Source organism: Thermocrinis albus DSM 14484, assembly GCF_000025605.1.
Classification (GTDB): Bacteria; Aquificota; Aquificia; order Aquificales; family Aquificaceae; genus Thermocrinis; species Thermocrinis albus.
Window position 1 is genome coordinate 474,175 of the sequence record NC_013894.1, and the last position, 22,532, is coordinate 496,706.

The 22,532-nt window shown below is 43.7% G+C and carries 20 protein-coding genes; 15 read left to right on the forward strand and 5 right to left on the reverse strand.

Translation table 11 applies throughout. The features are described from left to right. Window positions 1-28: 28 nt before the first annotated feature. Genes THAL_RS08405 through THAL_RS02460 form a run of 3 tightly spaced genes read right to left on the reverse strand, consistent with a single transcriptional unit; the run spans window position 29 to window position 6,892 of the window. Window positions 29-193: a hypothetical protein gene (locus THAL_RS08405; protein ID WP_012991534.1), complete on the reverse strand. Its 165-nt coding sequence runs from the start codon at window positions 191-193 to the stop codon at window positions 29-31. After that, complete coding sequence (locus THAL_RS02455; protein WP_012991535.1) at window positions 190-3,549, reverse strand: Eco57I restriction-modification methylase domain-containing protein; 3,360 nt, start codon at window positions 3,547-3,549, stop codon at window positions 190-192. The genes THAL_RS08405 and THAL_RS02455 overlap by 4 nt, the downstream gene beginning before the upstream one ends. Further along, complete coding sequence (locus THAL_RS02460) at window positions 3,533-6,892, reverse strand: SNF2-related protein (protein WP_012991536.1); 3,360 nt, start codon at window positions 6,890-6,892, stop codon at window positions 3,533-3,535. The genes THAL_RS02455 and THAL_RS02460 overlap by 17 nt, the downstream gene beginning before the upstream one ends. Window positions 6,893-7,021: 129 nt before the next feature. Here THAL_RS02460 and THAL_RS02465 point away from each other — a divergent pair, with 129 nt between their 5' ends. Further along, window positions 7,022-7,378 carry a hypothetical protein gene (locus THAL_RS02465; protein WP_012991537.1) on the forward strand — a complete coding sequence of 119 codons (357 nt, stop codon included), beginning with the start codon at window positions 7,022-7,024 and terminating at the stop codon, window positions 7,376-7,378. On the opposite strand, the gene THAL_RS02470 is transcribed toward THAL_RS02465, so the two are convergent. Continuing rightward, entirely contained in the window at window positions 7,353-9,218 is a 1,866-nt protein-coding gene (locus THAL_RS02470) for a vWA domain-containing protein (protein ID WP_012991538.1), read from the reverse strand. The two genes, THAL_RS02465 and THAL_RS02470, sit on opposite strands and share 26 nt — an antisense overlap. A gap of 22 nt (window positions 9,219-9,240) precedes the next feature. On the opposite strand from THAL_RS02470, the gene THAL_RS02475 reads away from it, so the two are divergent. The 5 genes from THAL_RS02475 to THAL_RS02495 all read left to right on the forward strand — a co-directional run bounded on the left by THAL_RS02475 (window position 9,241) and on the right by THAL_RS02495 (window position 15,621). After that, window positions 9,241-10,203: an ABC transporter substrate binding protein gene (locus THAL_RS02475; RefSeq protein WP_012991539.1), complete on the forward strand. Its 963-nt coding sequence runs from the start codon at window positions 9,241-9,243 to the stop codon at window positions 10,201-10,203. Then, window positions 10,203-12,122, forward strand: a complete 1,920-nt coding sequence (locus THAL_RS02480; protein WP_012991540.1) for a two-component system sensor histidine kinase NtrB — start codon at window positions 10,203-10,205, stop codon at window positions 12,120-12,122. The genes THAL_RS02475 and THAL_RS02480 overlap by 1 nt, the downstream gene beginning before the upstream one ends. Then, window positions 12,097-13,401: a sigma-54-dependent transcriptional regulator gene (locus THAL_RS02485; RefSeq protein WP_012991541.1), complete on the forward strand. Its 1,305-nt coding sequence runs from the start codon at window positions 12,097-12,099 to the stop codon at window positions 13,399-13,401. Before THAL_RS02480 ends, THAL_RS02485 begins: the two co-directional genes overlap by 26 nt. 118 nt (window positions 13,402-13,519) lie before the next feature. Then, window positions 13,520-14,026, forward strand: coding sequence for a DsrE family protein (locus THAL_RS02490; protein WP_012991542.1), 507 nt, complete (start codon window positions 13,520-13,522; stop codon window positions 14,024-14,026). Between the two features lie 11 nt (window positions 14,027-14,037). After that, window positions 14,038-15,621: a hypothetical protein gene (locus tag THAL_RS02495; RefSeq protein ID WP_012991543.1), complete on the forward strand. Its 1,584-nt coding sequence runs from the start codon at window positions 14,038-14,040 to the stop codon at window positions 15,619-15,621. Window positions 15,622-15,640: 19 nt separating this feature from the next. Here the strand turns inward: THAL_RS02495 and THAL_RS02500 are convergent, their stop codons facing one another. Further along, window positions 15,641-16,564 (reverse strand): Ppx/GppA phosphatase family protein, encoded by a 924-nt coding sequence (locus THAL_RS02500; RefSeq protein WP_012991544.1) that lies wholly within the window; start codon window positions 16,562-16,564, stop codon window positions 15,641-15,643. A 23-nt stretch (window positions 16,565-16,587) separates the two neighbouring features. Here THAL_RS02500 and THAL_RS02505 point away from each other — a divergent pair, with 23 nt between their 5' ends. The 9 genes from THAL_RS02505 to THAL_RS02545 all read left to right on the forward strand — a co-directional run bounded on the left by THAL_RS02505 (window position 16,588) and on the right by THAL_RS02545 (window position 22,528). After that, window positions 16,588-17,139 carry a Maf family protein gene (locus tag THAL_RS02505; RefSeq protein WP_012991545.1) on the forward strand — a complete coding sequence of 184 codons (552 nt, stop codon included), beginning with the start codon at window positions 16,588-16,590 and terminating at the stop codon, window positions 17,137-17,139. A 183-nt stretch (window positions 17,140-17,322) separates the two neighbouring features. After that, window positions 17,323-17,625 (forward strand): GYD domain-containing protein, encoded by a 303-nt coding sequence (locus THAL_RS02510; protein ID WP_012991546.1) that lies wholly within the window; start codon window positions 17,323-17,325, stop codon window positions 17,623-17,625. A gap of 10 nt (window positions 17,626-17,635) precedes the next feature. After that, window positions 17,636-18,013, forward strand: a complete 378-nt coding sequence (gene fliN, locus THAL_RS02515) for a flagellar motor switch protein FliN (protein WP_012991547.1) — start codon at window positions 17,636-17,638, stop codon at window positions 18,011-18,013. Further along, window positions 18,014-18,568 carry a protein phosphatase CheZ gene (locus tag THAL_RS02520; protein ID WP_012991548.1) on the forward strand — a complete coding sequence of 185 codons (555 nt, stop codon included), beginning with the start codon at window positions 18,014-18,016 and terminating at the stop codon, window positions 18,566-18,568. 12 nt (window positions 18,569-18,580) lie between these two features. After that, entirely contained in the window at window positions 18,581-18,970 is a 390-nt protein-coding gene (locus THAL_RS02525) for a chemotaxis response regulator CheY (protein ID WP_012991549.1), read from the forward strand. A gap of 153 nt (window positions 18,971-19,123) precedes the next feature. Beyond that, the gene (locus THAL_RS02530) at window positions 19,124-19,531 is read left to right on the forward strand and encodes a methyl-accepting chemotaxis protein (RefSeq protein WP_425598186.1); all 408 of its coding nucleotides are present in this window, start codon (window positions 19,124-19,126) and stop codon (window positions 19,529-19,531) included. A gap of 9 nt (window positions 19,532-19,540) precedes the next feature. Next, window positions 19,541-19,801: a methyl-accepting chemotaxis protein gene (locus tag THAL_RS08510; protein WP_012991551.1), complete on the forward strand. Its 261-nt coding sequence runs from the start codon at window positions 19,541-19,543 to the stop codon at window positions 19,799-19,801. Between the two features lies 1 nt (window position 19,802). Then, entirely contained in the window at window positions 19,803-20,747 is a 945-nt protein-coding gene (locus THAL_RS02540; RefSeq protein ID WP_012991552.1) for a chemotaxis protein, read from the forward strand. Continuing rightward, window positions 20,744-22,528: a chemotaxis protein CheA gene (locus THAL_RS02545; protein WP_012991553.1), complete on the forward strand. Its 1,785-nt coding sequence runs from the start codon at window positions 20,744-20,746 to the stop codon at window positions 22,526-22,528. Before THAL_RS02540 ends, THAL_RS02545 begins: the two co-directional genes overlap by 4 nt. Window positions 22,529-22,532: the final 4 nt, after the last annotated feature.

Sequence of the window (22,532 nt, forward strand, 5' to 3'; positions counted from 1 at the left end):
AAATAACCTCCCTATATTTCATTATACTTCATCTGCTCTTTGCCTTCAACAACCTATTCTTTACAAGTTCCAGCACTGCACGATAAACTTCAAGTTGTTCTTCTTCGGTTAAGCCAAGGGTTTCAAAGACGATTTTGTCAAGTTCTCTTCTGCCGGGCATTATGCGGTTAAAGGAAAATTTTTTTGTTTTCACGAGATATTCCCTCCTTCTATTATATTTATTTCATCTTCTGTGAGTTGGTATAGTTCATATACTAATTTGTTAATTTGTTGTTCTAAAGCTTTTACTTGTTCTTGTTTTTGGGTGTTCTGGGGGTAATCTTCACTCTTAGTTATGGCAAGGATTTGATCTACAAGCTCTTCTATCTGCCGGGCTATGTGCTGGTTTTGGGGAGTGATGGGGGGGATGGGGAGTTGTTCGACATATATGTTGAAGCTCCTTGTAGTTTTCCCTGAAAGACTGGCAGCCACTTGGTTGTAATAAAAAGCTACTAGTTTAGAGTTCAGGACACCTAACAAATATTTAAGTAGAACATGTCTGACTGGAATAATAAAGTATGTAGTATTAAGACCAACTGTTGTATCTGGGACCAATGCAAATTTTAATGAAATATCAGAATATCCTATTTTATCTTTTAGCAAACAATTTAACTTTTCCTTACTCGGTGCAGCTTGTAATTGAAACCACTTTTGATTTCCTGCTCGCTTTTCCAGAGCAAATTTGTATTGTTTTAAGTATTCCTCTAGAGCAGGTAAGCCCGATATATTAACCTCCTTCGTAGTCAGTATCACCCACAACCCCGCCCACTTATAACCCCACTTAAAAATGTCCCTTCCTCTCAAAACAGGTTTTATCAGTTCTTCAGTTCTTTTCCTTTCCTCTTCTGTTTTGCAGTTAGCCAGTATTCTGTTCCTCGTCTCAGTGTCTATGATAAAAGCCTCGTTGTAGCCTGTTAGAACTCCACGGTAAATTTTCACATCCCATTCCTTCAGAGGCTTTCCTACTTTCTCTATCTTTTCTTTCAGAGCTAAAACCTCATCATCCGCCAATATGAAAGCTTTTTCTGAGAGCTTTTCTTGTGGAATGGTTTTAAGGTTTGCACGGATGTAATCAATTAAATTGTCTTCTACTTCATCCTGTTTAACCACCAAATATTTTACAATATGTCCTTTTTTGGGTTTTTTCTTTTTAAACAAAATTATATTAGTATCAACTGTTTGTTCAAACACTCGATAACCTCCGAAGTCGATTAAATGCTCTATCTCTGTATTTTCTTTTAAGAATTTCCTCAATTTTTCTCCATACTTTGCCCTCATCCATTTGTTGGAGCTTATGAAAGTTAAAATTCCATTGTCTTTGAGTAAGTTATATCCCTTCTCATAAAAATAAACATACAGGTCTGCAGTACTTGTAAATGTTTGGTACCCTTGTCTTTGCAGTAATGGTTTCAGGTCTTTTATCCTCTCTTGTCTCACATACGGTGGATTTCCTATCACAATATCAAAACCATCTTCTACTCCAAACATCAACTCAGGATCAAACCAGTCAGCTTTTGCAGTCTGGTCAAAGATGTTAAGGTTGGCTATTTTTTCTGCTTCTTCACTCTTCCATCCACTTCTTTTTAGTTCTTCTTCTATCTTTAATATTATTTCTCGTGCTTCTTTCTGAATTTCCCCCTTTTCTTCTCTCTTTCCTGGGCTAAAGTACTCTTCGTAAACCTCTTTGAGTTTAGCTATATACCCTTTAATCTTTTCATCTCCGAAACTTAACTGTCTCTTTTCCTCAAGTCCTATCAGTATATTGGCTGCAACAAACTTTGTCTCAAGGTGGGGAAGTGGTCTTATTCCGTAGTTTTCCTTATTCGGGTCAATCTTCTGGTAAATTATGAGAGAAAGGAAAAATCTGAGCTTGCATATCTGTGTGGCTATTCGCTGAATATCTACTCCATAGATGGAGTTCCGTATGAGATAGAGCTTTCTTGCATAATCGGGATTGTTTATGCTTTCGTCAAAGCTTTCATCTTCAACTTCATGCTGTGCTTTTTCACGTTGCTTCTTTTTCAATAGTTCATTATTCTCATCTATTTTCTCAAGTATATGAACAAGTTTATGCAGAATTCCCATTGGAAAAGCACCGGAACCAACCGCTGGGTCAAGGATTTTTAACTCATCTATAGCTTTTATGATCTCCTCTTTCTCTTTGTCACTTATTTCTGGTTTTTCATCAGAATAAGAGAGAAGCTCTCTTATTTTCTCCTCCGGTATTGATGTTTTGTTTTTGAAGTACTCTACAAGAGATTCTTCCACCATGAAATCTACTATCTCTGGAGGTGTGTAATAAGACCCTGTTGCTTTTCTTTCTGAAGTCTGTGTTTCCTGATTATATGCTGCAAGAAGGTTTTCAAAGATGATTCCCAATAATTTCGGGTCAAGAGAAACTTCCACATCAATAGGACTGTTCTCATCAGCAGTAAAGTTGTAATCTTTGAGAATGTTTATAAGTCCTCTAACTTTTACTCTCTTTCTCTCCCCATAAAAATCCGTAAGGTCAACTTTCCTTTCTTCTCCAAAAAAGAGTTCATCAGGAATTTTTGCTCTCCATTCTTCATTTTCGCTAAATCCATCAATGAACTTTTTATTATCCTCATCGTCAAGACATTCAAAAAGTCCGCCGTTTATAAAGGGAACCTTTTCAAAGATCTTGATATACTCTTGCGGATCTAAGTTAATAAATTGCTTATATCTGAAATAAGTCCAACTCCTTTCCCTAGGATAGGTATTCATGGTGGCAAAGAATAGATTTTGTAAAACAACATTGTAATATTTATCTCCATTTCCAAAGTCCTTAACAACATCTTTGAGCCATCTCTCATCAAAAATTTCCTCTGGAATAAGTCCTCTTTCTTTAAGAAACCATACAAATATGAGTCGTGTAAGAAGTCTTATAAGATTTTCTTCAAGTTTTCCTCCAGGGAAAAAGCATTTTGATTCTTCTTTTAGTGCCCACGCAAACCAGTTCTGAATCTCTGTGTAAAACTCTCTGGTAAGTGGCAAGGTTGAAAAGGCTGAGATTATGTTTTCAAGAGTATCAAATTTTGCCTCCGTTAGAGCCTTGACAAAGGTGCGATATGGTTTACCCCTTTCAACGTAGTAGGTATATCTTTTGTAGTAGCTGTATTCTGCCTTTGTCCCTTTGGGTATGGTATAGATAAGAGAAAATCTAAAATTTTTATTATCATCGTAAAAAACAAAAAATCCAGATTGAATATAATTATCTTTCAGAATTCTTCTCCCGAATTCATACTGTTTCTTTTTGCTGGTTCTCTCTTTAAGCTCTCCTGAGGTTTTTATAGCAAATACATGAAAGGCCTTCCCATCGTTAAGTTTTCCTTCCGCTACTTTATATACTTCTGAGAAATAGTCATCTTCATAGTCATATTTCCTTTCAGGAGGTTGGTAAATTGTAAAATTAGGGTTTTTACTAAGTAAAAGCTCGCTAAGTTTTTCTATTGAGAAATCCTCTGCAAGGCTTTTAACTAGCTCCTGCATGATTTCCCTCCTTCTGGTTTTCAATTGCTATTATTATCTCTCCATCTTCTTCCTTAATATGTTTTCCGATTCTCTCAATAAAGTCATCTCCAATTTGTTCTCTTAATTTTTCAATTTCTTTAACTAACTCATCTATTCTCTGATTCTTCAAATACTCTTCCCAGTCAACGATTTCAGATAGAGCATATTCAGAAAGCGTCCCAAAACTTCTTATATCTTCAAGTAAGTCAGATATGAATTTTTTATATGGCTTGAGCTTTTCAACATTATCCATACCAATTAGGGTGCTTAGGAGATTAGCTGCTTTTACAGATGTTTCATTTGATCTTTTTGGAGAAGTTCTTTGATATCTTCCTTTATCAAGAACTTGATGGTAGTTTTTCCAGAAACTATCACTTAAATTAAGCGATTTATCTTCTGGAGTTGCCTTTACTTTTTCATAAACTTCTTCAAATGTTTTTACTGATGGATTCTTTTCATTATAGTTTTTGTATCCAACAAAGATGTCTTTACCTCTTTTGATAAATACCATCAGTTCGTTCTCCTCTCCTCTTTTCGCAACTTTTATTCTGTTAGGTAAGTCCCTTACTCTATCTTCAATGTCCGGATATTTCTCTTTTATTTCTTCAAACTCACGCCTTAACTTTGTAAAGAAGCTTTCCTCTTCCTCATCTTCTTTATAGGTCGTCAATCTCTGATAAAGTTTTGAAGGTGTTGGTTCTTCATCTGGGGCAAATATTTTTGCATCTTCACCGAGGACATTGTGAATCATAAACATTTTGGTTTGGGCAATTTCTCTTGATTTTACTATGTCCGCTCCCTTTTCGGTCGGGAAAAAGTTAACGATGTAGATTTCATCATAAACTTTTTTACCAATTCTATTAATCCTTCCAACCCTTTGAATTACCCTTACAGGATTCCACGGAATATCATAGTTTATAACAACTCCTGCCCTGTTCAGATTGAATCCTTCCGAAAGTTTATCTGTTGTAAGAAGTATATAATATTTATCTTCTTGTTCTTTATACTGAGCGTCAAAGTTTTTGTATAAAGCGTCCACTGTGCTTTTACTTAAATTTCCAACTGCAAGAAGAAGCTTGTCCCCAAACTTCTTTTCAAGTTTCTCTTTTAAATATCGTGCTGTATCAAGGTATTCTGTAAAAATAACCACTTTTCTTCTTTCGTTCAAAAAATTCTCAATTCCTTCTATAAGACGTTCAGCCTTTGGGTCGTATTCATTTAAACCAACTTTATCCATCTCTTTCAAAAGGTCCTCAAAAAGTTTCAAATCATTTTCTATATCTTTAATAAATTTTTTACCATCCTTGAATTTTTCTATCTCATAGACTTTGTGATACTTCCTATCAATCTCTCCTTCCTTAAGTTTTTCTTCATATTCGGCAAGTTTTTTATCTATCTCTTCAGAGTCTGCGGTAACAACCTCCTCCATGAGTTTTCTATCAAGTATGAACTTTCCTGTTTTCTTTACAAAGTCAAGCGCTGTCTCATGAACTCTTTTAAATCGCTCTACACTTTCTCTGAAAGCTCCAAAACTACTTTCAAACCTTTTAACAAGAAGTCTTCTCATAAAATCATAGAGGTTTCTCTGAGATGTATAAAGAAAGCTTTCTTCTTCCGTAAGTTTTAGTTCTTCCGAAAATTCGTCCCCTTTTAATCCCTTTTCATATCTTATAGGAAAGTATATTGCACCGGTGAATACCCCCCCTTCATCAATGGGCTTAAAACTTTCTATAACTTTATCGTAAAATTTTAGTTGTTCTGGAGTAAGCTCAAAGAACCATTCCTGAGGGTCTTTTACCTCTGGCATATCTATTTTTTCTCCATAATATTTTAAATCTAGTCTATTCCTACGTATAACTATGGGTTCAAGAATAGCTCTTATCTCTTTAGCAATCTTTCGTGCAAGTTCTTCCACACGAGAAATATCAATATCTTTACTTTGAAATACTTCATAAAAGTATTTTCGTGCTCTGTCCCTTCTCTTTTTATCACTTGAGTTATGATAACTTCTTATATAAGCAAGCTTTTTAAAAGTATTTTCATATTCCCAAAATCTATATTCAAGATTTTCATCAAAAATAATGGATGATTTTTTAGGTATGGTAAAAAGTTTTAACATCGCAAATATATCGCTTGGACGGTTGTTAAAAGGCGTTGCGGTGAGGAGAATAACTGTTTTCCCTCTGCATATCTCATGCAGATAATGATAGCTCTGAGTTTTTTCATTTCTGAATCTGTGCGCTTCATCAACTATTATCACTTCAATATCTTTATGCTCTTTAACAAACTTCAGAGCTTCTTCAAGTTTTCCAAGAGAACGAACTTCCCACCCCCACAGTTCAAAGTCCTCAAGATATTTTTTCCATCCAAATCTTTTATTTTCGTCCCCAACAAGGTGAGGAGGGCATATTACTAATCCTCTTTTTCCAAGTATTTTTGCAACAAGACATGCTGTAACTGTTTTCCCGAGACCTACAACATCAGCAAGAATTGTTCCATTGTGTTCTTTACAGTTTTTAACTGCCTGAGCTACAGCCTCTATCTGGTAAAGGTATGGTTTATATCCTTTACTCCTCATAAATTCACTGAGAAGATTTACCGTTAGCTCCTCCCCTTTTAAGGTCTCAAGGTAAACTTTTAGAAGATAGTAATACGCTTCAAACGGTCTTATTTCTTTGAGGAAAGTTTCATTTTTGATTACATTCACCACATTATTTTTATCTATTTCAATAGCCCTCTTCCACAAACTATCAAAATATTTTTCTGCCTCTTCAAATCCATAATCTTTAATTTCCACATTGAATTCATTTTGGGATTCAAGTCCAGCTTTTGTAAGATTACTACTTCCAGTTATAAAGAGGTTTGGAATGATCTGATTTACAGATTCATTCATTTTGAATAAATATAATTTTGCATGATTTGGTTCTCTTGTTTTTCTTATAACAAGTTTTCCCTCTTCAATGAGTTTTACGAAGAACTTAGCCTGCTCGTATACTTCCTCTCGGTCAAGTTCCTGTGATGAGAGAGCCTTTTTTAGCGATTCAAAAAATTCCTTCTTTATAAGATCTGAGTTAATGAACTTATTAATTTTAGCATATTCATAAATTCCAAAATTTCCTTTATCAACATTTAACCCCACAAGAATTTTAATATGTTGATTTTTGAGTAGTCCCTTTTCATCCATTGATTTTAGAGTTTCATAAAGTTCTTTGAGTCCGGAGAAATAGAAGAAGCCAACGAGGAATTTCAATTCTTCGCTTCTTTCAATAAGGGTCTTTAGCCTTTGCTTTAAATTTTTTTCTTTGTCATTGGTTATAAACATTCTCTATCCCCATAATGGGTATAACTTGCTCCGATCTCTCTTAGCGCGCTTACACTTTTCTGGTTGTTGGGGGACATGTATTTTATTATATTGCCAGCAAGGGAGTAAGTGAATAATATTTATTAAGAAATGCGGGTGAGGTTCAGAATAGCTCTGTACAGGGATGGTGTAAGGCTTACCAAAGAACAGCTTAAGGATCGTAAGGATCCTTTGGGAATAGGTATGCGCTACGTGACGGAGTTTAAGTACTTGGAGGCTACCAAGTGGCTTATGGTGGCGAAAGACTCCTATGAGAAGTACCTGTTGTTGGGTCTTATTAACTTTGCTCTTGCTCAGGACTGGCTGGGAAGGGAGTTTCTAGAAAATGCTTCCCTGTACGAACCTGCGGAAAACGTCCAGTTTTTTGTAGAGGTTCCCGAAAAGGGCCTTCGTGCAGAGATAAAGGGTCTGCGGGACGTTCTTAATCTACAGAGGTTAAGCGCCTGAAGTAGTTTTCTAAAACAAAGGAGAAGGCAGAAGGTAAACGTGATATATCGCTGACCTTTATAGCTGTTCTGTCAAAGTACTCCTCTATGTAGTTTCTGCTTTGTCCCACTCCCACACCCACAAGGGGATACTCCTTTTTCATGGTGTCTATGATTTTTTTCAGTTCTGTTCCTTTCAAACCTCTCGTAGGTTCTCCGTCTGAAAAGAGGATGAGAACACCCCGACGGTGGGTGGTTTTACAGTAACTACTAAGGTGATCAAAGGCTTTAAGAAGTGCCAGCTCTATGTTGGTGGCACCTCCCACCATGGAGGGTATCTGCATGAACTTACTTCTAAAGTTTCTGTAGTCTTCGTCAAAGTCCTTGAGGGTCATAACCCTCTCGCTGAAGAGGTCTACAGAGAGGGGCATCCCCATACTGCTGAGGGTCTCTGCCACCAAAAGGAGGGCTTTCATGGCGCTTACCAGTTTTTCCTCCTTCCTCATGGAAGAGGAGACATCTATGACCAGCTTGAAGGCCAACTCTTTCCTCTCCGGTACAACGCGCCTCTGGTAAATCCTACCTCTACCTGTGGGAACTTCCACCGATAGTTTTTTCAGATTTAACCTCCTTCCCGTATGGTATCTACCCCACCAGTACTCTTCCTCCTTGGGTAAAAGCTTTTCAAACTTCCTTCGGAGGGCCTCCACGTGCGGAAGAACATCCTTCAGCATGAGTCTGTAGCTTCTGTACTCTTCCTCTGTGAGGCCTGTTTCACGCAAAAACTGTTTGTCTTTGTCAGAGAGATCTTTACGAGAATGAGAGGAGGAGGAGAGACTTCTACCGGACCTTTCTTCCTGCCAAGGTTTGAAAAGGAAGGTGAGAAAACCTCTGTGCTCCAGCTCTACCTCCAGGGTTTTGGGAAGGAAGAGTCTTAAGAAGCTTACGTCCCTCTCCAGCATGTTGAGATAAGACATCTGTTTCATGTAGTCCTTCATCCAGTCTGGTAAGTTCCTTATGTGTTTTACAAGATCCTTCACCACATCCGAAGGTATTTGGACGGCTTTTAGATCTCTGTTCTTCAGTATGAAGTCCTGAAGGTGTGGAGGGAGTTTCTTGAGGACATCTGTCATTATACGGCCTCTGTGACCATCCTGTCGGTTTCTGCCTCTTGCCTCTTCCAAAAGGAGATCTACAAAGTTAAGTTCCTGCGCCTCCTCCAGCAACACCCTGTACTTACCAAAGAACTCCTCCATGAGAACGTCGTAAGCCTGTCCATCCGGTAGGGAGAGGTACTCCTGCATTGCTCTAGCAAGACTTCTCACCTGTCGTGACACAAGGGGAGACAAAAGGTCTTCTCTACCTGTCCACAAGGCTATAAAACCCAGTGCCATAAGATGATGGGGATAAAGATCCTCCAGCTGAGAGAGGATGTGTAGGTACCTCTGCTGGAGATAGGAAGAGGAGTGGGGGTGTCTTTCGGTAATTCTTTTGTCAGCCTTGAGGGATTCTAAGGGGGCGTAAAGGACTAGGAAGGATGTGGGAGGGTACCCGAAACGGAAGAACTCCCTCTGACCCAATCTCCACAGGTAGAAGTTGGTTTCTAAGAGGCTCACCTCGTGTCTTATCTCGGTCAGTATTTCCTCTTCACTTTTTCTGGAGAGCTGGTTTATGTCAAAGACGATACCTTCGGGTTTTCTTACAGCGGGTGGAACCTCCTCTACCTCAGCCCGTGCCCACATTTCCAACAAAGGCAGATGCATAGGATCGTATCCACAGCCCCAGCCCTCGTAGCTGGGAACGAACTTCATACCGTACTCTTGCTCCAATAGGTGAGACACCACTCGCCATTTTTCTTTCATCACAGATGTTAAATTTAATTCAGTGAAAGGTGTTGTATTTCTTCTCTTGACACTGATACCTTGGATCTTCTCATGTACAGGAGATGATACACCTTACATAGCTTTCTTTATATCGGGTGAAGGAAGACAGAGTAAGGTGGAGGGATTTAAACAGGCTATGAAGGATATGGGCGTGAGTATAAAGTATGACCTATACGATGGTCAAAACAACCTGAGAAAGATAGAGGAAATTGCCCAGCAGATAGCTCTGCAGGAAAACAGATACCGTCTGGTGGCTGTAGGTGGTAGTCTCGAGGCTTACTACCTTAAGAAGGCAAAGCCCAACTTTTCAAAACCCATCGTTATCATGGGAGGTACAGCCGTGAAGGTTTGGGGACTGACACAGGACTTCGGTAAACCCACCAACGGTGTGACAGGTGTTGATAACCAGAATGCGGAGCTTATGGAGAAAAGACTTGAGATATTCAAAAAGTTCTTTCCTCACGTGAAGAAAGCTGTTGTTTTCTGTACGCCAAAGTTTGAAGCCTCTCGTTACGCCACACGCCTGACGGTAAAAGCTGGTGAGAAGATAGGAATAAAGGTAGTTCCGGTGAGTGTGAGAGATCTGAGAGATCTGGAATACGTTATGGCCAACATGAAGAAGGATGGGTTTTCGGCCGTCATAATAACGCCTTGCTTTTACACCGAGAACTTTCTTACCACGTATATTCTTCAGTTAGCCAACTTCTACCAGATACCTGTTATGTGTCTCTCTCCGGATCAAGCTGCCAGAGGCTGTCCTGTAGCCTACGGCAGTTCAGGATTTGAGCAAGGTTATCAGGCCGCCCATATAGCGTTGCGCCTTCTGAGGGGCGATCCTGTGGAATCCGTTCCCTTCGAGAAGGTAAGGACAGTCCATCTCGCTGTCAACATGCGAGCTCTTAGGGAACTAGGCTACACCTACGACAGGAAAGCTCTTGATTTTGCCGACATAGTTTACCGGTGATGAGTGTAAGGAAGAAAGTTCTCTTTACGGTAGTGGTTCTACTCCTACTACAGCTTTTATCTCTTTTTCTGCACTACTTTATGCTACGCTCTTACCTAATAGACAGGTGGAGGGAAGAGGCCAGTGCGGTGGCAGGCAGTCTGGCCAGTCACGTGGCTGTTAGGATAAAAGATGACATCGACAAGGCTAGGAGAACGGTAGAGTTATACAGTAGTCTACCCTTGGAAGCTCTCATGTGGAAGATAACCTCGGAAGTGGTTCACGTTAAGAGGGTGGATTATATGGACAGTGGTGGTAGGTACTTAAAGAGTGTTAGCAGGTTCCACAATGTGCCACGTTACGTGGGAAGCATCGGTGTAGCCTTAAGGGAAGAACAGGTGGGTGAAGTTAGGGACGAGTACGGGGAGACCTATCTTGTATACAAGCTCCCCGATATGAGGGAAAATGTGCACAGAGGTTTCTTTCTTCTTTACCTGAGTCTGAAGGATCTTCTGTGGGATGTCCTTTCCACAGGCTATCCGGGAAAGATAGGGATAGTGTTGAAGGACAGTAGGGGATCGCCTACAGTGGAACTAAGTGGGTCTCATGTTCCCAGTCCTTTTACAGTATCTTACCCGGTGAGAGGATATCCGTACCATCTGGAACTTTTCTGGAAAAGAGAGGATGTCCTTGCTCCAGCGGATAAGTTTCTGCAAAGTGCTGGTATATTTGGCGTGACCACTACGGCTTTTTTACTGTTCATCTTATTCCTTGTAGTGTACAGGACCTTTAGACCTCTTGAAGTTCTTACACAGGAGGTGATCAACTACAGTGGTAGTTTCACCCGTAAGGGTGTCGATGAGCTAGATATCCTTTCCCGTGCTTTCGAAAATCTCCTGAAGGGTGTGGAACGTGAGAAAGAAACTTACAGGAAGTTGTGGCAGGAGATAGGTGATGGGATGCTTCTGGTAAGGGACGATGGTACGGTGGCTATGGTGAACGCTCAGCTGGAGATGAGGTTTGGTGTAAAAGGCGAAGAGATGGTGGGGATGGAAGTCTCTCGGATATTTCCAGGACTGAACCCCAAGGTTAACACCTTTATTTCTGAAACGGATATGCTGGTTAAGGGTAAAAGGTACACGGTGAGTCTCAGGATATTCCCTGTTTCTCTAGAGGACGGCGTCTATCACCTTATACACATAAAGGACCTCACCCTCCAAAAGGAAATGGAGTACGTACTCTCCAGACATGTACGCCTAAACATAGCTGGTGAGATAGCTGTTTCTATAGCTCATCAACTCAACAACCCTCTTGCCTCAATACTAGCTTCCGCGGAGGTACTCATGAGCCGTTTGCAGGACGACACCCTAAAGCCCTTAGTCCAGAGGATAGTGGACAACACGGCGAGAGCATCCCAGACAGTGAGGAAGCTTCTGGATATCTCTGGAAGTAAAGACGGTTCTCCCAGTAAGGTAAATCCAGCAACCCTCACGGAAGGTGTAGTGGACATGATGCTGTACAAAGCCAGGAAGAAAGGTGTAAAACTAGAGTACGTGAACTTCCTTAAGGAAAACATCACCCTGTTCTGCTATCCGTGGAAGCTAGAACAGATACTTATGAACTTGGTGGATAACGCCATAGATGAAACACCTCAGGGTGGGTATGTGCGGGTAACCTTAGAAGAGGTGAGAGGAGGTCTTGTGTGGAGTGTGAAGGATTCAGGAAAGGGTGTGAGGGAAGATATCCTGGATAGGATCTTCGAACCCTTCTTTACCACAAAGGTAGAGGGCTATGGGCTAGGTCTTTCCATCGTCAAGAGGTTTGTGGAAGATATGGGCGGGAGAGTGGAGGTCATCAACCACCCCGATGGTGCTGAGTTTAGAGTTATTCTGAGATTGGGGGAAGGATATAGCCATGAGAGTTCTGTTGGTGGAAGATGAGGTAGATCTCGGTAGTGTTCTGGTGGAGTACCTGACGGAAAGAGGTGCCAGTGTAGTGTGGGTGCAGAGGGGTGGTGAAGCTTTGAAGACTGTGCAGACAGAGAGTTTTGATGTGGTGCTTTTGGACCTGTTCCTTCCAGATATGGATGGTATGGAACTTCTCAAAGAGTTGAGGGAGAGCGCACCTCTCACGGAAGTAGTCATACTGACTGGTCATGGAACGGTTAGGACCGCTGTGAGTGCCGTTAAGATGGGTGCTTTTGATTTTCTCACAAAACCTTGCAGTCTGGAAGAGGTGTTTTTGGCCCTGAAGAGAGCTGAGGAGTATGCCTCTCTAAAACGAGAGAGTCTACTTATGAGGAGAGAGAGGGAGGATTCTCTCAGAGGTCTTGTCTTTGAGAGTGAAGCCATGAAGAAAGTACTTGATATGGTGAAGAAGATAACTTGCAGCGACTGTAATGTTCTCATAACTGGAGAAACAGGAACGGGTAAGGAGGTAGTGGCCAGACTTATACATCACATGAGTGACAGAAGAGACAAACCCTTCGTGGTGGTTAACGTGCCATCCATCCCAAAAGATCTTCTGGAGGCAGAGATCTTCGGTTACGAGAAGGGAGCTTTTACTGGGGCCAACCAGTCCAGAGAAGGTTTCTGGGAACTGGCCAAGGGTGGTGTGATATTTCTTGATGAAATATCGGAGATAGATATCCCACTACAGGCTAAGCTGTTGAGAGTTATAGAGACAAAGAGGTTCTACCGGGTAGGTGGTAGGAGGGAGATACACAGCGATGTCAGGGTCATAGCAGCCACCAACAGGGACCTTAGGGATATGGTGAAGAAGGGTCTCTTCAGAGAGGATCTGTACTATCGCCTGAACACTGTAGAGATTCGTATACCTCCCTTACGGGAGAGAAGGGAAGATATCCTGCCACTGGCCCATCTCTTTCTGAAAGAGTTCTCCGTCAAGTATTCTAAGCATGTGGAAGGATTCACGGAGGAAGCCAAGAGAAAACTTCTCTCCTACCATTACCCCGGAAATGTAAGGGAACTGAGAAACATAGTGGAGAGGGCCGTCCTCTTCGCAGAGAGCAACATAATAGAGGAAGATGATATTTATATAACCACCGAAGAAGAGTGGAAATCCTTAAGGGAACTGGAGAAGAAGAAAATAGAAGAAGCATTAATAGCCTGCGGCTATAACAAAAAGAAGGCTGCCGAACTTCTGGGAATTCCTTTACGCACCTTCTACAGAAAGCTGGAGAGGTACGGTCTTATCTAATTGCCAAACTGACAACACCTTGCCATAGTGACACACATACTCCACGAGGAAATTTAGGACTTACCACCTTTTTAGGTAGGCATCTTGTTTGCAAAAGATGGGGTGGAGGAGGTAAATCATGGACCGGAGAAGCTTCTTCAAGTGGGCTGGTCTTATAGGTTCTCTACCTTTGGTGGGACGGATGGCTGGTGCCGCACCTCCAAGAGTAAAGATGGAGGATATCAAGAAAGAAACACCCATAGCAGTGGTGTATCACTGTGACTTTCCACAGGAGGCACGTTTTAAGGCTATGCTGGGTAACATAAGGAACCACCTATCCGTGTACGACAACGATCCGCTGCGCATAAAGATCGTGGTGGTGGCTCACGGGCCAGGTGTAAAGTTCTTCATGAAGGATCTGACCGGTAGTCCTTGGGAGAGCGAGCCTATAGATGTGAAGGGCATATACCAACAAGAGAAGGATCTGACCGCTTATGGAGTAGAGTACTATATATGCAACATAACTCTCACCCGCCTTAGACTAGATGCTAACAAGCTACACGAGTTCTGCAAGATAGTACCCTCAGGAGTTGGTGCCATAGGAGATCTGCAAGCTAAAGGCTACGCTTACATAAAAGTTCAGTAGGAGGTCATAGCATGAAGAAGATAGCCTGGAGCTGTTTTCTGGCTACAGCCCTCTTCTCATCGCCCATGGCCTTCGCCATAAGGATCTCTGGTCCAGCGGAGGAGCAGTATATGGATGTGAACGTACTTATGCAGTTATGGTTCCGTCATCAGGACATAAGCGATTCTAACAGACCTAACTTCGTTAACGCCAGCGACAGGGACGATGTCTTCTTCAGAAGGGTTAGACTTAGATTCTTCGGAAGTGTCAATCCGTGGTTCAAGTTCAACTTCGTCCTAAGGGACAACGACTTTGGAAGAGATCCTTACGATGCCCCCTTTGGAGGACAACCAACTCATTCAAAACGCCAAAGCAACCGTAACACCGGCTATATTCACGAACTTGACGCTATCCTCGCTCTTGATAAGATGACGGACACACGCGGTTTCACAGTAGACCTTCACTTAGGCTATCCCAGAGTTCCCTTAGGAAGAGAACAGTTCCAAAGGGCTTATGACAACATCGATCTCGATAGAACCAACGCCACCTTAAGGTGGACTCATCTGGCTACAGGTGACGTAACGGGCAGAGCCTTCGGAGGATACTTACACGTGAGAACTGGTACCGAAGGTAAAGGTTACCGGAAGGTGACCTTCGACGGTTTTGTGGGTGCCTTCGGTGGCTATAAGAACGTAAAGAATCCATGGGATGACACAGTGGTAGGTGTTTCCGCAAACACACCTCTGTGTGGGTTTACAGTCCCTAACCCCGCTATAGGGACATGTCTCTCCCGAGTCAGAGGCAACAGCTCCAACAACCTTCTTTACACCTTCAGGGCTACCCTAGCCTTCGGTGATCCAGAAGGTAGGCCGGCCATATACAACTGGCTTTACAGGGACACGTACCTTGGGAAGAGAAAGGGAATAACCATCGGAGTATCCTATGCCTTTCAAAACAAGATAAGCCAGCATATTCTAACAGATACCCAAGGAATACAACCGGGTTTTCTAGGTAACGGTTCTCCTTACAACGGTGCTGGAACGGTAAACGTGAGAATACCCTACCTTCTGCTACCTAACCCCATAGGAACGAACAGTGTTACTGTAAGTAACGCGCTCCTTAACAACAAAGTGGATATGAAATTTTACGGTGCGGACATAGCATGGCACCATGGACCTGTATCCTTCGTAGCAGAAGTTGGACAGGTGAAGTTCAGCAAACTCCTCCTTACGGACGGTGCCAACAACCTGTATCCCGGAAGAAGTATAAAGAACGACTTTTGGCTTGTTAAAGCTGGCTACATGATAAACCCTAATGCGGTGCATAAGTTTGAACCTTACATCAGCTACTCAGAGTACAAACCTCAGATAGTTCAGGTAGGTAACGGCGCAAACGCGAGACTGTATGGAGACGCCACCAACTTCGTAGGTCCAAACCAACTGACTGGTGGCACAGATAGATCCAGTTTGGGTAAGATAAAGCAGCTTGGTATAGGAATAAACTACTATTACAGAAACGAGAACTTTAGATGGACTCTCGAGTACACAAGATTTAGTGAACAGAGAAACAGCATAGATAACAACGCGCTTACCCTCCAGTTTCAGTGGATATTCTGAGCCAGGGCTCAGCCCCCGCTCACCTCCCTCTTTCTTTTTCCAGCTCCTCCTTTTTCTCCTCTACCAAAAGACCTTCCTTTATGCCCCAGTCACTTACCACTATCTCCGTGTGTCCCATAAGTAGCATGATCCTGTAGAACAAAACCGCACCAGCTACTATCACCCTGGATCTTTTGGGTTCTATCTGAGGGAAAGCCCTCACTCTATCCTCTGCCCTCATAGATGAGAGCTGTTCTATCCAAAACATAAGCTGCTGTATAGTAAGCTTCTTACCGTGTACCAGAGTAGGGTCGTAGGGATAAACACCGTACTGAAGAGCGCAGAGGGTGGTTATGGTCCCTCCAAGTCCCACCAAGGTCTGGCACGGTTGTACCACAGGCCTTATCTGCTCATCCAGGAAGTTTTTCAGAGATTCCAGCTCGTAGATGGTGGGAGGGTCAGAATTCAGAAACTCTTCCGTTAGCCCCACTATACCTATGGGTAGGGAGTGAAGATAGTCTATCTCAAAACCTCTGCCACACACTATCTCTGTAGATGCACCACCTTGATCCACTATACAGAACCTACCTTCAGGCTTTAGGGAGTACGCTACCGCCCAGAAGGCGTACTTTCCCTCCTCCTCCGGTTTTATCACCCTTACCTCCAAACCTGTTCTCTCTTTCACCTTTTGCAAGAACTCTTCTGTGTTTCTGGCTCTCCTTAGGGCTTCTGTTCCCACAGCTTTTATCTTCTTCACCCCCATCTTGTGGGCTATCTGCACATAGCGTTCCAAAACATTTAGAGTTTCTTCCATTCTATCTTCGGAAAGCTGGCCTGTTTTGGAGAGAGACTGAGCAAGAGAGGTTATGTTACCTTCCTCATAGAGGATCTTGATACCGTCTGTAAGATCTGCCACACTTAACCTACATGAGTAGGAACCTACATCTATGACAGCCACCTTCATGTACGCTATAATTTTATTAAAAAATGAGATTCCTTGTGTTGGCTTCTGAATCCAAGAGAAGGGTTGAGATACTGAAGATGTTAGGTTTTAAGTTCTTCGTTATCCCTGCGGGGATAGAAGAAAGACCTTTAGGTCACCCAGTAGCCACCGCTCGCCGGCTTGCGTATTGGAAGGCTCTGAAAGTTTGGAAAGATTACAAATACGCCGTTGTGTTGGGTGCCGACACTCTGGTGGTGGTGGACAACGTCATCTTAGGTAAACCTAAGGACGAGGAGGAGGCAAAACGTATGTTGCGCCTCCTATCAGGAAGGTGGCACAAGGTGGTGACAGGCGTTTCCATTCTGTGGCAGGGGGGTAAAAGAACCTTTCACGACGTAGCTCTTGTAAAGTTCAGAAAACTGGACGACGAGGAAATAGAGGAATATATTAAGAGCGGAGAGCCTATGGACAAGGCTGGTGCGTATGCGGTACAGGGAAAGGGAGCAAGGTTTATACAAGCCATCAAGGGTGACTTTTACACAGTTATGGGTCTCCCTGCCAGTAAGACTTTTACTGCTCTTAAGTCTGTCCTTTAGCTTATCCTCCTGCTCGGTGGTGATGGAGAAAGGTATCGGTATTCAGACACAGATACAGTACAGAAGGTGAAGGTGAAACATGGTGGGTGCCCAAATACCGCCTGCTGGGGATGGGCACCTTTAAAAGGGCGGGATACAAATACCCCAGCCCCGGACGGAGAGTTCGGGTAAGAGGGGAGTGTCATGGGGCTTTACGTGATGCTTACCAAGATATCACCTTACGCTGTTAAGAATTTAGAGAAACTCAAAGAGATAGAGCAGGAGGCTGAGAGACTGATAGAGGAGAACTGTCCCGGTGTGAGATGGATAATGAACTTGGTGGTATTTGGTCCCTATGATTATCTGGACATATTTGAGGCATCCAGTGACGAGGAGGCTGCCAAGGTGGCTATGATCATAAGATCCTTCGGACATGCCACCACCGAGACTTGGCCCGCCATAAAGTGGTCTGAGTTCAAGGATCTTTTGGGTAAAATAAAGGTATGAGGCTATCCCTATGGAGGAGAAGGAGAATTTTCAAGAAGACACTTCCAGCATGTGGGAACAAGCGTTGAAGGAACAACAGGAAGCGGAAGGGAGACACGGAGAGGGGCAAGGGGATAGTCAGGATCTTTCCGAGAAAGTAAGGCGCTTCCTGGAGATTCCTTTGGAACTTGAGGTGGTCATAGGACGTACTACTCTTAAGTTGGGAGAACTTCTGCATCTTGGCCCGGGTTCTGTTGTGGAGTTGGACAACCATGTTGAGTCTCCCGTAGATATACTTGTTAACGGTAAGCTGGTGGCTAAGGGAGAGATAGTGGTGGTGGAAGATAAATTCGGTGTCAGGATCACCGATATAATAGCAAGGGAGGAGAGAATAAAGGGGTTTGTGTAGATGGAAGATCTCAAGAAAATTTTGGCGGAGCTTCTCAGAGAGATAAGTTTTCTGGAGGCGAAGGTGGATGAGGTAATAAAACCCCTGGAGGAAACCTCCGTCACCCTACCTGCGGCCAGTGAGAGCTTACAGGATGTTATAACCTTTACCGAACGTGCGGTAAATCAGGTGGTGGAGCTTTTGGAGGCCATAAACGAGAACTCACAGGTTATAGAGAAGGAGGTGGAGTTTTTGCTAAAGCTCAGCCCTATTCCCTCCATCGAGAGTAGATTGATAAACGTACGTGAGAGGAACAGGGACAACATCAACAAACTGCTTCAGATCCTGACACTGCTGTCCTTTCAGGATCTGGCTAGTCAACAGCTTAAGAAGGTTATAAGTACCCTTGAGGAACTTAAAAGGGGTATAATAAAGATCGTTGTAAGCTCCGTGGAGAGGATGGAGGTTAGTAGAGAACAGAAGGAGAGGATTCTGGGTAAGGCTACGGAGATGTTGACTGGTGACAGGATAAGTCAGACTGATGTTGACGCTCTTCTAAATGAACTCGGTTTGTAAGGAGGAAGGTTTATGCCACCGAAGGAAGCCAAATTTCTCGTGGTGGATGATATGAGTACCATGAGAAAGATAGTAAAAACTCTGCTAAATCAGCTGGGTTATACCAACGTAGATGAGGCAGAGAACGGAAGAGACGCTTTAGCTAAGCTACGCAGCTCTTCCTATGATCTCGTCCTTCTGGACTGGAACATGCCGGAGATGGATGGTCTGGAACTGTTGAAGGCCATAAGGGCAGATGATAGTCTGAGACATATTCCCGTTATCATGATCACGGCAGAGGCAAAAAAGGAGAACGTTTTAGCTGCCATACAAGCGGGAGCCAACAATTACATAGTCAAGCCTTTTACTTTAGAGACACTTCGCGATAAGCTAGAGAAAGTGTGGAGTTCTGTAAACAGGTGAGGTATTGGCATGGATGAGCTGGAGCTTCTGAAAGCTGTAAAGGAAGGCTTGGATACATCGTTGAAAGAGATAGAGGACATCTACAGAACCCTGAATAACGGTATGCAGATGATAGAAGAGATGTACAGTAGGTTAAAGGAAGAAGAATCGTACATGGAAAGCGTCAAGAAGTTGACGGACCTACTGCGTGAAAGATCGAAGGATATAGAGGAGATAACACACATAATAGAGAGTATTTCTGAGCAGACAAACCTCCTCGCTCTGAATGCTGCCATAGAGGCAGCCAGAGCTGGGGAGCACGGTAGAGGTTTCGCGGTTGTAGCCGATGAGGTGCGTAAGCTTGCCCAGAAGTCCATGGCCTCTGCCAGAGAGATAGGTAAGAATCTCAAGGAGATAGGTAAACAGATAAGGGAGCTAAGTCAGGCTATAGACAGAGTGATGGAGAACGTCAAAGAGACCAGTGAACTTTCTGACGATGTGAGAACCATTGTAGAACTCATATATGACAGGCTGAGACTGCTGGCTGACAGCTACCAGAAAGTGGCAAATCTTATGAAGTGAGGTGTTAACATGAACTTGAGGGAAGTGGAGGAACAGCTGGAGAGGCTAAAGGAGCTGACGGAGAGCTTGGTAAAAGCCTCAAAACAGACAAATCTACTCGCTCTCAATGCGGTGATTGAGGCGGCAAGGGTGGGCGAGGCGGGGAAGGGCTTCTCGGTGGTAGCTGCAGAGTTCAGAAAATTAGCTGAGAACTACAACAGAACTGTCGTGGAACTGAGAGATGCTGTGAGGAAGATAGAGGAGTACCTGAAGAATCTAGGAGAGACATGATATGGAGTACTCCGGCCTGCCGGAAGTTTTGAAAACGGGGTCCAACGAACTTGAACTGGTTAACTTTCGGATATTTGAAGATAGGCCTGAAGGTCTCTATGCCTGGAACTTTGGGGTAAACGTAGCTAAGGTACGGGAAGTTTTACGTATGCCTCCTGTAACTAGGTTACCTAATGTCCCTCCAGCGGTGGAGGGTCTGGCAGAGGTAAGGGGGGAGATGATACCGGTGGTAAGCCTTGCCCGTTGGATGGGGCTGCACGAACCTCCGGAGAGAAAGAAGTACCTCCTACATCTTGAGTTCCTGAGAGAGCATGTGGGTATAGTGGTACACGATGCGAGGAAGATAGTGAGAGTGTCATGGCAGGAGGTGAGAAGAGCTCCTGAAGGTTTAAACCAGCTTCTGAGGGGGCGTATTACAGGTATTGTAGACGTAGAGGACGGTACTATACTGGTTCTCGATCTTGAGGGTATAGTCAGTGATATAGGTATATTGAAGGTCTTTGGCATGGAAGAGGTCTCCGAAGGCAGTAAATCGGAAGGTCACTACACCGTTCTCGTGGTGGAGGACTCTTCGGTGGCCATGAAGATAATAAAGGACATCCTGGAGGGAGCTGGACACAAGGTCATACCCTGTGAGGACGGTGAGGAAGCATGGGAGAAGCTTACGCAGTTGCTGGAAAAGGCACAGAGAGAGGGCAAGAACATAAGGGAGTACCTCCAGGTGATCTTCACGGATATAGAGATGCCCCGTATGGACGGTCTAACCCTTACCAAGAAGATAAAGGAAACACCAGGTTTGATGCATCTACCTGTAATAGTCAACACTACTCTCTCCGATGAAGCTAATCGTGAGAAGGCTTTCCTGGTAGGTGCCGATGCTTACCTTGTAAAGTTTGATGCTAGAGAGATGATACAACTGGTAGAGAAACTAGGAAGAGGATCATGATACCGGAGGAAATGAGAGAGGTCTTTGAAGAGTTCGTGTTGGAAGCGAAGGAGCATCTAGAGGAGCTTGAGAAAACGCTGTTGCATCTTGAGAAGGTTCCCAACGATCTATCCGCTATAAACGCCGCCTTCAGGAGTATGCACACCATAAAGGGAGGTGCATCTTTCCTGGGGCTCACTCCCATAGTGGAAGTAGCCCATGCGGCGGAAGATGTGCTGAGTAAGGCAAGAGAGGGGAGCCTGCACCTCACATCTACCACAACGGACCTCCTCTTGAAAAGCGTAGATTTTATAAGATCGGCCCTAGAGGCGTATGTGGAGGGTAAGCCTGTCAGTGATTACGGTGAGTTACTAAAAGCACTACGTCATCAAGAAGAGACAAAGCTAGAGGAAAGGCCATCACTGGATAAACTTCTGGAGAAGTATGGACTATCCCACCTGAAGGGAAGACCTGTTGAGGAGCTTCTGGAAGAAGTGGTGTTAATGCCTCCCGATAGACGACCAACCGAGCTCATAGCCGCTCTAGAGGAAGCTCTACATGGGGAGTCGGAGGATGTACCGGAAAAAGGGGAGCAGGTGCCTCCTCCCTCGCAGAGTAAGGAGGAGGGGGAGAGAGTTCTCAGGATAGACGTTCAGAAGGTGGAGACCCTTATGAACCTCGTAGGAGAGCTTGTTCTGGAAAGGAACAGACTTCTGCGTATAATGCAGGCCATGATGGAGGAGGGTCTATCCAGAAGAGTGGAAGAGTTGGAGTCGGTAGTATCTTCCATAGACAGAATCGTAGGGGATCTTCAGCTGGCGGTTATGAAGACACGTATGCAGCCTGTCAGAAAGCTCTTCCAAAAATTTCCCCGTGTAGTAAGAGACCTGTCAAGAGCACTGGGCAAGGAGGTCGTCCTCATAACAGAGGGAGAGGATACCGAGATGGATAAATCCCTTATAGAGAGACTAGAGGATCCTCTCATACATCTGGTAAGAAATGCGGTAGATCACGGTATAGAGTACCCAGAGGAGAGGGAACGCTTAGGTAAGCCGAGGGAGGGACGAGTCCTTCTGAAGGCCTACTACCAGGGAGACAGGGTTTACATATCGGTGGAGGACGATGGTAGAGGTATAGATGTGGACAGGGTGAAGGAAAAAGCTCTGGAAAAGGGAATAGTTTCCAGAGAGAGGTTGGAAAAACTGACGGACAAGGAGGTACTCTCCCTCATATTCAGTCCCGGTTTCTCCACAGCTGATCATGTGTCAGAGGTATCCGGGAGGGGTGTGGGTATGGATGTGGTTCTCAGTACCGTCACCAGCTTCAGGGGTACAGTGGACATAGCCAGTGAGAGGGGGAAAGGGACAAAGGTAGTTATGAGCTTTCCCCTAACGGTGGGAATAATAAAATCCTTAATAGTGAAGGTAGGGGATCGCCTCTTTGCCATACCCATACACTCAGTGTTGGAGATAGTGAGCGCGGATTCTGCAGAGATATCTCACGTTTCCGGTGAAGAGGTACTGATCCTTAGGGGTAACACTATTCCGTTGTTACATTTGTCTGAGATTCTAGGCATGGAGAGGAGACATGTGGGGTTTATAGTGGTGGCCTTAGCTGGAAACAGGAGGGTGGCCTTTGGGGTGGATGACCTTTTGGGAGACGAGGAGGTGGTCATAAAACCACTGGGAAAGCTGTTTGGTGAGATAGAGGGTATATCGGGAGCCACCATTACGGGAGATGGTAGTGTTGTCTTGATACTAGATCCCGTGGGTATCGTGAAGAGGACGGTAGGTATGCTCTGAGGTA